Source organism: Xylanibacter caecicola, from assembly GCF_013166515.1.
GTDB lineage: Bacteria > Bacteroidota > Bacteroidia > Bacteroidales > Bacteroidaceae > Prevotella > Prevotella caecicola.
In genome coordinates this window covers 1-13,345 of record NZ_JABKKJ010000036.1, presented here as the reverse complement: position 1 = coordinate 13,345, position 13,345 = coordinate 1, and the positions used below count along the sequence as shown (strand labels likewise).

Annotated in this window: 5 protein-coding genes and 2 pseudogenes; all 7 read left to right on the top strand. The window is 51.3% G+C overall.

Going from position 1 to position 13,345, the window contains the following annotated elements:
* Positions 1 to 120: pseudogene (locus HPS54_RS12040) on the top strand (helix-turn-helix domain-containing protein); the annotation flags it as partial.
* Positions 121 to 140: 20 nt separating this feature from the next.
* Entirely contained in the window at positions 141 to 1,712 is a 1,572-nt protein-coding gene (locus HPS54_RS12035; RefSeq protein WP_172345688.1) for a DUF3945 domain-containing protein, read from the top strand.
* Positions 1,713 to 1,772: 60 nt separating this feature from the next.
* Positions 1,773 to 3,863: a type IA DNA topoisomerase gene (locus tag HPS54_RS12030; RefSeq protein ID WP_172345687.1), complete on the top strand. Its 2,091-nt coding sequence runs from the start codon at positions 1,773 to 1,775 to the stop codon at positions 3,861 to 3,863.
* A gap of 163 nt (positions 3,864 to 4,026) precedes the next feature.
* A complete protein-coding gene (locus tag HPS54_RS12025; RefSeq protein ID WP_049129958.1) occupies positions 4,027 to 4,479 on the top strand; it encodes a DUF1896 domain-containing protein in 453 nt (150 codons plus the stop codon).
* The gene (locus HPS54_RS12020; protein WP_172345686.1) at positions 4,469 to 10,285 is read left to right on the top strand and encodes an N-6 DNA methylase; all 5,817 of its coding nucleotides are present in this window, start codon (positions 4,469 to 4,471) and stop codon (positions 10,283 to 10,285) included. The genes HPS54_RS12025 and HPS54_RS12020 overlap by 11 nt, the downstream gene beginning before the upstream one ends.
* A gap of 657 nt (positions 10,286 to 10,942) precedes the next feature.
* A pseudogene (gene tet(Q), locus HPS54_RS12015) lies at positions 10,943 to 12,867 on the top strand (tetracycline resistance ribosomal protection protein Tet(Q)).
* Positions 12,867 to 13,345, top strand: a 479-nt coding sequence (locus HPS54_RS12010; protein ID WP_117475927.1) for a hypothetical protein, incomplete at its 3' end; no start/stop codon positions are given. The pseudogene tet(Q) and the gene HPS54_RS12010, both read left to right, overlap by 1 nt.

Genomic DNA, 13,345 nt, shown 5'->3' with positions numbered 1-13,345 from the left:
AAGAAGACCTATTACAGCGAGGAGGACGTGCTGACATTCCTTTCCAACCATATCAAGGACTTCAAAAAGGAAGATATAGCCTTCTACAAGGCTCGTATCCATAATTTCTTTCATAAATAACCCATTAAAACATTTTTCAGATGGCAAAGAAAAAAGACGAAAAGGACGTGCTGGTAGTCCGTGACGAGAAGACGGGCGAGATCAGCGTGGTAGCCGGGCTGAACGCGGACGGCACACCCAAACGTACCCCCGCGAAAGCGGAGAACGCGCAGAGTTTCCTGCAATTCGACCGACATGGCGACGTGCTGGACAACTTCTTCAAGAACTTCTTCCGGCAGTGCAAGGAACCCAGCCGCTTCGGTTTCTACCGCATTGCGGCAGACCAAGCTGAAAATCTCTTAGAGGTGATGAAGCAACTGCTGAAAGACCCCGAAGCGAACAAGGAGCTGCTCGCCCCTCACAAGGTGGACACCTCCGACTATGAGAAGAAGGTGCAGGAAGAGATGGCAGCACAACAGACAGAGAAACAAGAACCTCAAAAACAGGAGAACATGGAACAACGGAAAGAACAGCAACAGGACAAATCCGAACAGATGCAGGGCAAACGTGGCTACCAGCCCATCGACGAGAGTAAAATCAACTGGCAGGAGCTGGAGGACAGATGGGGCGTAAAGCGGGACAACCTTGAAAAGTCCGGCGACCTTACGAAGATGCTCAACTATGGCAAGTCCGACTTGGTAAAGGTCAAACCGACCTTTGGCGGCGAATCGTTCGAGCTGGACGCCCGCCTTTCCTTCAAGAAGGACGGCGAGGGAAACATCAGCCTCGTGCCGCACTTCATCCGCAAGGAGCAGAAACTGGACGAGTACAAAGAACACAAATTCTCCGACGACGACCGGAAGAACCTGCGCGAGACGGGCAACCTCGGCAGGGTCGTGGACATCGTGGACAGGGAAACGGGTGAGATTATCCCCTCCTACATCAGCATCGACCGCAAGACGAATGAAATCACGGACATTCCGGCAAGCAAGGTGCGCATCCCGGAGCGCATCGGCAAGACGGAAATCACCGCGCAGGAACGGGACATGCTCCGCGCCGGACTGCCCGTGCGCGACAAGCTCATCAAGCGCAACGACGGCAGGAAGTTCGTCACCACCCTGCAAGTGAACGTGGAGCAGCGCGGCGTGGAGTTCGTGCCGGGAACCGGCAAGTCGCCCCGTACCGCACAGGCGCAGGAAGCCAAAGGCGACACGTCGAAAAGTCAGGCGCAGGGCGGGGAAAATGCCGCACAGACCAAGAAGGAGCAACGCCGCAACACGTGGACGAACGAGGACGGCAGCATCCGCCCCATCAGCAAATGGAGCGGCGTGAGCTTCACCGACCAGCAGAAAGCCGACTATGTGGCGGGTAAAGCCGTGAAGCTGGAGAACGTGACCGACAAGCAGGGCTTCCATGCCACGATGTATATCAAGTTCAACCCGGAGAAGGGACGCCCGTACCGCTACGACACGAACCCTGACAATGCACAGCAGGTTGCTCCGTCCAACGAGAGCCGCACGCAGGTGGCGGTGAACAACGATGGCAAGACCAACGAGGCTACAAAGAATCTGAGAGAGCCGTTGCAGAAAGGTCAGACCAACCCGAAGGACGCCCGCCAGCAACAGCAGCAGGAGAAGCCGCAGAAGAAAACGGGCAAGGGCATGAAAATGTAATCCCGTGTCCGCCACTGAATCCAAAATAAAATCCAAAGTATCAACAAAAAAGAAGAAGACATGAAGACAATCATTGCAGAAAAGCCCTCCGTGGCACGTGAAATCGCCCGCATCGTGGGCGCGACAAAGAGAGAGGAAGGATATTTCGAGGGAGGCGGTTATGCCGTGACATGGGCATTCGGACACCTCGTACAGCTTGCCATGCCCGACGGCTACGGCGTGCGCGGATTTGTCCGTGACAACCTCCCGATTATTCCCGACACATTCACGCTCGTCCCCCGTCAGGTCAGGACGGAGAAAGGTTACAAGCCCGACAGCGGCGTGGTGTCGCAGATAAAAGTCATCAAAAGACTGTTCGACACAAGCGAACATATCATCGTGGCGACCGATGCCGGACGCGAGGGAGAGCTTATCTTCCGCTACCTCTACCACTATACGGGTTGCACCACTCCTTTCGTGCGCCTGTGGATCAGCTCTCTCACCGACAAAGCTATCCGCGAGGGACTGCGGAAACTCGAAGACGGCAGCAAATACGACAACCTCTACCTCGCCGCCAAAGCGCGGAGCGAATCCGACTGGCTCGTGGGCATCAACGGCACGCAGGCACTCTCCATCGCCGCCGGACACGGCACTTACTCGGTCGGACGGGTGCAGACACCCACGTTGGCTATGGTATGTGAACGCTACTGGGAGAACCGCCGTTTCACGCCCGAAGCCTTCTGGCAACTCCATATCGTAACGGACGGTTGCGACGGCGAGGTCGTGAAGTTCTCTTCCTCCGAGAAATGGAAAGAGAAAGAGGCGGCTATGGAACTATACAATAAGGTAAAGGCGGCAGGCTGCGCAACGGTAACGAAAGCCGAGCGCAAGGAGAAGACGGAGGAAACACCGCTCCTGTACGACCTGACCACACTCCAGAAGGAAGCCAACGCCAAGCACGGTTTCACGGCGGAACAGACGCTTGAAACTGCGCAAAAACTCTACGAGAAGAAACTGATAACCTATCCGAGAACGGGTAGCCGCTACATCCCCGAAGACGTGTACGCCGAAATCCCCAAGTTGCTCGCCTTCATCGGCACGCAGCCCGAATGGAAAGACAAGGTGCGGGCGAAAGCCGCCCCGACACGCCGCAGCGTGGACAACGGCAAGGTGACGGACCACCATGCCCTGCTCGTCACGGGCGAGAAGCCGCTCTTCCTCTCCAAAGAGGACGGCATCCTCTACCACATGATTGCCGGACGCATGGTCGAGGCATTCTCCGAAAAATGTGTCAAAGACGTGACCGCTGTCACGGCGGAATGTGCCGGAGTGGAGTTCACCGTGAAAGGCAGCGTCATCAGGCAAGCCGGATGGCGTGCCGTATATGGAGAGGAAAACAAGGAGGAGACCACCATCCCCGGCTGGATGGAAGGCGACACGCTGACACTGAAAGCCTCTTCCATCACGGAAGGAAAAACCAAGCCAAAACCGCTGCATACCGAAGCTACCCTGCTGTCCGCTATGGAAACGGCGGGCAAGGAAATCGAGGACGACGCGCTGCGTCAGGCGATGAAGGACTGCGGCATCGGCACTCCCGCCACACGCGCCTCCATCATCGAGACGCTCTTCAAGCGCGGTTACATGGAACGCTGCAAGAAATCGCTTGTCCCTACTGAAAAGGGGCTTGCCCTTAACTCCGTTGTCAAGAAGATGCGCATCGCCGATGTAGCCATGACGGGCGAATGGGAAAAGGAACTGGCACGCATCGAGCGCGGAGAACTGTCCGCCGACACCTTCCGCAAGGAGATAGAGGCGTACACACGGGAAATCACCTCCGAACTGCTCTCGTGCGACAAGCTCTTCGGCAGCCGAGACTCCGGCTGCGCGTGTCCCAAGTGCGGCACGGGCAGGATGCGGTTCTACGGCAAGGTAGTACGCTGCGACAACACGGAGTGTGGACTGCCCGTGTTCCGGCTGAAAGCGGGACGCACCATTTCCGACGATGAAATCAGGGAACTGCTCACAGAAGGACACACCAAGCTGCTCAAAGGGTTCAAGAGCAAACAGGGCAAGAGCTTCGATGCCGTCGTAGCCTTTGACGGGGAATATAACACGACTTTCGTGTTCCCGGAGGCTAAAAAGGGCAAGAAATTTTCAGGACGGAAGAAATAGTATTAACTTTGCCACTTGTTCAGAGTAATGAATTGTTCTTCGATACCGGATTACACTCATACTTTGGATTTAGTGGTGGCACTCGGAGGGATACCGAGTGCCTTTTTCTTCCTTTTCTCAACCGATTATCCCGTTAAATATCAATCCACTAAACTCCAAAGTAATGAACAACAAGAAGAAAAACGAGGGTCAGACCGACTTTTCCTATTACGGTCTGTACCTGCTGGACTATCTCCGCACGAACAAGTTTGAACAGGCTGGCGACACTGCTTTCATACGGGAACGGGCCGACCATGCCGCCGAAACGTATGAAAAGGCTCGGCTCGAAGGCTATCCCACCGACGGTGCGCAGGAGCTGGCTATGGACACGCTGCTGCGCGGGCTGCGTTATTCCCGTTACGCCATTCTCCGCGAAGTCGTGGAAAACGAGTTTGCCGATGAAGTGCCGGAAGAGAAACAAGAAGCCTTTATCCATAAACTCCTGCCGCTTGTCGGCAACGTGTTCTCCGTCTATGACCTTTCGGACGACAACTTCGCCCTGTCTTCCGATTACGACCTGCTTTACACGGAGCTGACGGGAGCGACAGTTCTTTATATCGGGGAATATGGCGTTTAACCGCAAACAGAAACTGCGGGACAACATCGAGGCGATACGGACGGCATTCATACTTGACAGGGAACAGAGAACAGCGACAACCGAAGAGCGTGCCATACTCCAAAGGTACTGCGGTTTCGGAGGTCTGAAATGTATTCTCAACCCTGCAAAGGAACTGACGGATGCCATCTGGTGGGCGAAATCCGATCTCGAACTGTTCGCCCCGACGGTGGAGCTGCACAGGCTCATTCGTGAGAACAGCAAGGACGAAACGGAGTACAAGCGGTTTGTGGATTCGCTGAAAGCGTCCGTGCTGACCGCTTTCTACACCCCCAAAGAGATAACCGACACCATCGCGGACGTGCTGGCAGATTACAGCGTCCGCCCCGCCCGTATGCTCGAACCGTCGGCAGGTGTCGGCGTGTTCGTGGATTCCATGCTGCGGCACAGCCCCAATGCGGATGTGATGGCTTTCGAGAAGGATCTGCTCACGGGTACAATCTTGAGGCATCTCTATCCCGACCAGAAAATGCGCACCTGCGGTTTTGAGAAAATCGAAAGACCGTTCAACAATTATTTCGACTTGGCGGTGTCCAACATTCCGTTCGGTGACATTGCCGTGTTCGACGCGGAGTTTCAGCGGAGCGACTCTTTCGGCAGACGCTCCGCCCAGAAAACCATCCACAACTATTTCTTTCTCAAAGGACTGGATGCCGTGCGTGACGGCGGTATCGTGGCGTTCATCACCTCGCAAGGGGTATTGAATAGCACCAAGACCTCCGTGCGTAACGAGCTGTTCAGTCAGGCCAATCTGGTATCCGCGATACGCCTGCCCAACAACCTGTTCACGGACAACGCGGGCACGGAGGTGGGCAGTGACCTGATTGTCCTGCAAAAGAACCTCAGCAAGAAGGAAATGTCGCAGGACGAGCGGCTGATGACCGTGATACAGACGGACACGAAAACCGCCCTGACCGACAACGCCTATTTCATCCACCACCCGGAACGCATCGTGCATACGATGGCGAAACTTGACACAGACCCCTACGGGAAGCCCGCTATGGTTTATCTGCACGAGGGCAAGGCAGCAGGCATCGCCGGGGATTTGCGCCGTATGCTCGACGAGGATTTCCATTACAGGCTTGCCATGCGCTTGTATTCGGGTTCAATCCGGCAGGCAGGAACGGAAGAAAAAGTTGCCGTTCAAAATAAAGTAGAGCGTCCTGCCATAAAATTGGAAACAGTATCCTCGGCGCAGACGGTGGAAACTCCGACAGAAAAGCCGCAACCCGCAGATGAAAAGCCGGAGATAGAACCGCGCCCGCAATATTCCGCAGGCGTGCAGCTCACCCTGCTTGACCTCTGGGGGATGACGGAAGAGGTCAGCCAACCGAAAACCTCCAAAAAGAAAAAGACGGTGAAAAAGGCAGTTACGGCAAAGTCCACTCCGCCCAAACCGAAAGTCACGGTTACACCGACAGCTCCAACTGCAAAACCCGCAATGGAGAATAAGGAGGTGAAAGCGGAGAACACCGCCAAGCCTGCCGACCCGGACGACATCTATGCCACACTGGACTGGGATACCAATCCTCCCATCAACGGTTTCTATGAAATGATGATGGGTTTGACGCCGGAGCGTAGGAAAGAACTTCGGGAACTGGCAAGGCAGCATAACGAGAAACAAGTGGCGGAAAAGACGGAAGTGAAAGCCGTGCCGGAAACTTCCCGTGAGCAGCCACGACAGGAGGAAACACAGCCGGAGGCAGTCGCCGCACCTGCCGTTACAGATACCCCATCGGAAGCGGTGGGGACTTTCCTTTTCCCCGACATCGAAGCGGAAAAGCCGAAGGAGGAAGTCGTGGACCTTTCTCCGCGTGCCTACCACCGCACGCCGGAGATGCACCTGCGCGAAGGGTCGCTGGTGGCTGACCGGGGGCGTCATAACATCGGCTACCTGAAAGACATCACGCCATACGGGGCGACATTCCAGCCGCTCGACCTGAAAGGATACCAGAAGGAAAAGGCGTTGTTGTATGTGTCGCTGCGTGACGCCTACGAGCGTCTGTACCGTTATGAATCGCTCCGGCGCGAGGCAAATGTTCCGTGGCGAGAGCATCTGAATACCTGTTACGATGAGTTTGTCATGCGCTACGGCAACCTCAACGCCAAGCAGAACGTGAAGTTAGTGATGATGGATGCGGGCGGGCGCGACATCCTTTCGCTGGAACGGATGGAAAACGGAAAGTTCGTCAAGGCGGACATCTTCGAGCATCCTGTTTCCTTCGCGGTGGAGAGCCATGCCAACGTAGGCTCTCCCGAAGAAGCCCTGTCTGCGTCGCTCAACAAATATGGTACGGTCAATCTCGACTATATGCGGGAGATAACCGACAGCACGGCGGAGGATTTGCTCACTGCCCTGCAAGGGCGCATCTACTACAATCCGCTCGTGACCGGTTACGAAATCAAAGACCGTTTCATCGCCGGAAATGTCATAGAGAAAGCGGAACGCATAGAGGCATGGATGGGTGACAATCCCGAAAATGAGCGTATGCCGGAGGTGAAGCAGGCGTTGGAGGCTCTGAAAGATGCCGAGCCGCAGCGCATCGCCTTCGAGGATCTGGACTTCAATTTCGGGGAACGCTGGATTCCGACGGGTGTCTATGCCGCCTACATGAGCCGGCTGTTCGACACGGAGGTGAAAATCGCCTATTCCGCAAGCATGGACGAGTTTTCGGTGGTGTGCGGCTACCGCACCATGAAAATCACGGACGAGTTTCTGGTGAAGGGGTATTACCGGAACTATGACGGTATGCACCTCCTAAAACACGCCCTGCACAACACCTGCCCTGACATGATGAAGTCCATCGGCAAGGACGAGCATGGCAACGACATCAAGATGCGCGACAGCGAGGGAATACAACTCGCCAACGCCAAGATTGACGAGATACGAAACGGCTTCTCCGAATGGCTCGAAGAGCAGTCGCCGCAGTTCAAGGAGCGGCTTGTGACGATGTATAACCGCAAGTTCAACTGTTTCGTGCGCCCGCGCTACGACGGCTCCCATCAGACCTTTCCCGACCTCAACCTGAAAGGGCTGGCAAGCCGGGGTATCAAGAGCGTCTATCCCTCACAGATGGATTGCGTCTGGATGTTGAAACAGAACGGCGGCGGAATTTGCGACCACGAGGTGGGAACCGGTAAGACGCTGATAATGTGCATCGCCGCGCATGAGATGAAGCGTCTGAATTTGGCACACAAGCCGATGATTATCGGGCTGAAAGCCAACGTTGCGGAGATTGCAGCCACCTATCAGGCGGCATATCCCAACGCACGTATTCTGTACGCTTCGGAGAAGGACTTTTCGACCGCCAACCGTGTGCGCTTCTTCAATAATATAAAGAACAACGACTACGATTGCGTCATCATGTCGCACGACCAGTTCGGCAAGATACCGCAGTCGCCGGAATTGCAGCAGCGCATCCTGCAAGCAGAGCTTGACACGGTGGAGGAAAACCTCGAAGTGCTACGGCAGCAGGGAAAGAACGTGTCGCGGGCGATGCTGAAAGGATTGGAGAAGCGCAAGCACAACCTTGAAGCGAAGCTGGAGAAGGTGGAACACGCCATAAAGTCACGCACGGACGACGTGGTGGATTTCAAGCAGATGGGCATCGACCACATCTTCATAGATGAGAGCCACCAGTTCAAGAATCTGACTTTCAACACGCGCCACGACCGTGTGGCGGGATTGGGAAACAGCGAGGGAAGCCAGAAGGCACTTAACATGCTCTTTGCCATACGCACCATACAGGAGCGCACAGGAAAAGACTTGGGTGCGACCTTCCTCTCCGGCACGACTATCAGCAACTCACTGACTGAATTGTACCTGCTGTTCAAGTACCTGCGCCCGAAGGAGCTGGAACGGCAGGACATAAGGTGTTTCGACGCTTGGGCGGCGATATTTGCCAAGAAGACGACGGATTTTGAATTTAACGTGACGAACAATGTGGTCCAGAAGGAGCGTTTCCGCTACTTCATCAAAGTGCCGGAGCTTGCCGCCTTCTATAATGAAATCACGGACTACCGCACGGCGGAGGATGTGGGCGTTGACCGTCCTGCCAAGAACGAGATACTGCACCATATACCGCCCACGCCGGAACAGGAGGACTTCATACAGAAACTGATGCAGTTCGCCAAGACGGGCGATGCCACCTTGTTGGGCAGGCTGCCGCTTTCGGAAACGGAAGAAAAGGCGAAGATGCTCATCGCCACGGACTATGCCCGGAAAATGGCACTCGACATGCGCATGATAGACCCGAATTACGAAGATCATCCCGACAACAAAGCGAGTCACTGTGCCAAGATGATCGCGGAGTATTATCAAAAATACGACGCCCAGAAAGGCACGCAGTTCGTTTTCTCTGATTTGGGGACATACCAGCCGGGCGACGGGTGGAACGTCTATTCGGAAATCAAGCGCAAACTGACGGAGGACTACGGTATACCGCCAAGCGAGGTGCGCTTCATTCAGGAGTGCAAGACCGACAAGGCGCGGAAGGCGGTGATAGACGCCATGAACGCCGGGACGGTGCGTGTGCTGTTCGGCTCTACCTCTATGCTCGGAACGGGTGTGAACGCCCAGAAACGGTGTGTGGCTATCCATCATCTCGATACGCCGTGGCGACCGTCCGACTTGCAACAGCGTGACGGACGCGGAGTTAGGGCAGGTAATGAGATTGCCAAACATTTCGCCGGGAACAACGTGGATGTAATCATCTACGCGGTGGAGAAGTCACTGGACAGCTACAAGTTCAACCTCCTGCACTGCAAGCAGACTTTCATAAGCCAGCTCAAAAGCGGTGCGATGGGTGCGCGTACCATCGACGAGGGGGCAATGGACGAAAAATCGGGCATGAATTTCTCGGAATACATGGCGTTGCTCTCCGGCAATACCGACCTGTTGGACAAGGCGAAACTGGAAAAGCGGATCGCATCGCTCGAAGGGGAACGCAAGTCGTTCAACAAGGGCAAGCGTGATTCGGAGTTCAAGCTGGAGTCAAAGACCGGCGAGTTGCGCAACAACACGGCTTTCATAGATGCCATGACGGAGGACTGGAACCGCTTCCTGTCGGTGGTGCAGACCGACAAGGAGGGCAACCGCCTTAATATAATAAAGGTGGACGGAGTGGATTCCGCCGATGAGAAGGTCATCGGAAAGCGTTTGCAGGAGATAGCCAAGAATGCCACGACCGGAGGGTTGTACACGCAGGTCGGTGAACTTTACGGTTTTCCGATAAAGGTGGTGAGCGAAAGGATACTCAAAGAGGGATTGGAGTTCACCGACAACCGCTTCGTGGTCGAGGGGAACTACAAGTACACCTACAACAACGGGCATCTGGCGATGGCTGACCCGTTGGCCGCCGCCCGCAACTTCCTCAACGCGATGGAGAGGATACCCTCCATCATCGACCAGTACAAGGCGAAGAACGAGGTGCTGGAGATGGAGATACCGCAGTTACAGGAGATAGCGGGTAAGGTGTGGAAGAAGGAGGACGAGCTGAAGCAGTTGAAGTCCGAACTTGCCGCCCTTGACCGAAAAATTCAGCTGGAGCTTGCGCCACCCACGCCCGAAGTCGCAGAAAAGGAGAATGAAGGGCAACAGCTCAAGCCGGAAGCGGAAGATGTGAGGAACAGGCAGGCGCAATATCCCGAAAATGCACCGCCGCAGATACGCAGTCCGGCGGATAGTATCGTTGCCAACCATGTCATAATCGGGCGTCCGGGACTGTATGCCAAGGAGGAAACCCGGTCCAAAGGATTGAAAATATAACCTAAGGAATTTTATCTGAAGTATTAATAAGGGCTATCCCAAAAGGTCTAAAAGTAAATTTTATCCTTTCTGCAAGTATCTATAGGATGGCAACTGCATTTTTTTCTTTTTGGGCAGCCCTTATTAAAATTTATTCTTATTTTAGGTTATATACATTCATGTCCATTTATGTAAAAAATTCCTGCTGACCTTGTTTATGTCTTGTCAGTCACCATTTGCAAAACCATATTTGACCCTCAAAGAGGCTGAATTTGATAAGTAACTTGCTACATACTCATAATAAGGAGCTAAATAGAACACGAATGGGAAATACACAAATGCTAAACTAAAGAAGATATTGGCCAAAATAAACGCTATACCGAGAGAGAAACTTGATTTTTCAACTTCCTAAAACGGTGTTGTTCAAACATTTCTACTTATTTGTACTTGCCAGTTGAACCTACGCTTCCCTAATAAAATGTCTATGGTAAAAAGTTAAAAAATCCTCCCACTTTTGTTAGATATATTTTTTTGTGTAATTTTGTAATCGTTATGCGGCAGTAATAATATACATATTAATACGAGTTAGTAATCCTGTAGTTCTCATATGCTACGAGGAGGTATTAAAAGGTGCGTTTCGACAATGCATCTACTGTAGTATATTATTGCTTAATCCAAATGAATATTATAAATTTAGGAATTCTTGCTCACATTGATGCAGGAAAAACTTCCGTAACCGAGAATCTGCTGTTTGCCAGTGGAGCAACGGAAAAGTGCGGCCGTGTGGATAATGGTGACACCATAACGGACTCTATGGATATAGAGAAACGTAGAGGAATTACTGTCCGGGCTTCTACGACATCTATTATCTGGAATGGAGTGAAATGCAATATCATTGACACTCCGGGACACATGGATTTTATTGCGGAAGTGGAGCGGACATTCAAAATGCTTGATGGAGCAGTCCTCATCTTATCCGCAAAGGAAGGCATACAAGCGCAGACAAAGTTGCTGTTCAGTACTTTACAAAAGCTGCAAATCCCGACAATTATATTTATCAATAAGATTGACCGTGCCGGTGTGAATTTGGAGCGTTTGTATATGGATATAAAAACAAATCTGTCGCAAGATGTCCTGTTTATGCAAACTGTTGTCGATGGATCGGTTTATCCGGTTTGCTCCCAAACATATATAAAGGAAGAATACAAAGAATTTGTATGCAACCATGACGACGATATATTAGAACGATATTTGGCGGATAGCGAAATTTCACCGGCTGATTATTGGAATACGATAATCGCTCTTGTGGCAAAAGCCAAAGTCTATCCGGTGCTACATGGATCAGCAATGTTCAATATCGGTATCAATGAGTTGTTGGACGCCATTTCTTCTTTTATACTTCCTCCGGCATCAGTCTCAAACAGACTTTCAGCTTATCTCTATAAGATAGAGCATGACCCCAAAGGGCATAAAAGAAGTTTTCTTAAAATAATTGACGGAAGTCTGAGACTTCGAGACGTTGTAAGAATCAACGATTCGGAAAAATTCATCAAGATTAAAAATCTAAAGACTATTTATCAGGGCAGAGAGATAAATGTTGATGAAGTGGGTGCCAATGATATCGCGATTGTAGAAGATATAGAAGATTTTCGAATCGGAGATTATTTAGGTGCTAAACCTTGTTTGATTCAAGGATTATCTCATCAGCATCCCGCTCTCAAATCCTCCGTCCGGCCAAATAAGCCCGAAGAGAGAAGCAAGGTGATATCCGCTCTGAATACATTGTGGATTGAAGACCCGTCTTTGTCCTTTTCCATAAACTCATATAGTGATGAATTGGAAATCTCGTTATATGGTTTGACCCAAAAGGAAATCATACAGACATTGCTGGAAGAACGATTTTCCGTAAAGGTCCATTTTGATGAGATCAAGACTATCTACAAAGAACGACCTATAAAAAAGGTCAATAAGATTATTCAGATCGAAGTACCACCCAACCCTTACTGGGCCACAATAGGGCTGACTCTTGAACCCTTACCGTTAGGGGCAGGGTTGCAAATCGAAAGTGACATCTCCTATGGTTATCTGAACCATTCTTTTCAAAATGCCGTTTTTGAAGGGATTCGTATGTCTTGCCAATCTGGTTTACATGGATGGGAAGTGACAGATCTGAAAGTAACTTTTACTCAAGCCGAGTATTATAGCCCGGTAAGTACACCTGCTGATTTCAGACAGCTGACCCCTTATGTCTTCAGGCTGGCTTTGCAACAGTCAGGTGTGGACATTCTCGAACCGATGCTCTGTTTTGAGTTGCAGATACCCCAAGTAGCGAGTTCCAAAGCTATTACAGATTTGCAAAAACTGATGTCTGAGATTGAAGACATCAGTTGTAATAATGAGTGGTGTCATATTAAAGGGAAAGTTCCATTAAATACAAGTAAAGACTATGCCTCAGAAGTAAGTTCGTACACTAAGGGCTTAGGCATTTTATGGTTAAGCCATGTGGGTATCAAATAACAAAAGACGGTTATTCTGATAATATCCGCATGAACGAAAAAGATAAACTTTTATTCATGTTCCAAAAATCAATGTCATTAAAATAATGGAGCGGTCAGGAAATTTCTATAAGGCAATACGGTTGGGATATATACTTATCTCCATTCTTATCGGATGTATGGCATATAATAGCCTCTATGAATGGCAGGAGATAGAAGCATTAGAACTTGGCAATAAAAAAATAGACGAGCTCCGAAAAGAAATAAACAATATCAATATTCAAATGATAAAATTTTCTCTATTGGGTGAAACAATACTGGAATGGAACGATAAAGATATCGAGCATTACCATGCACGGCGTATGGCAATGGACAGTATGCTCTGCCGTTTCAAGGCCACCTATCCAGCAGAGCGCATCGATAGTGTGCGCAGTCTTTTAGAGGATAAGGAACGACAGATGTTCCAGATAGTCCGGTTAATGGATGAACAACAATCTATTAACAAGAAGATAGCCAATCAAATTCCGGTTATTGTACAGAAAAGTGTGCAGGAACAGTCCAAAAAGCCAAAACGAAAAGGTTTCTT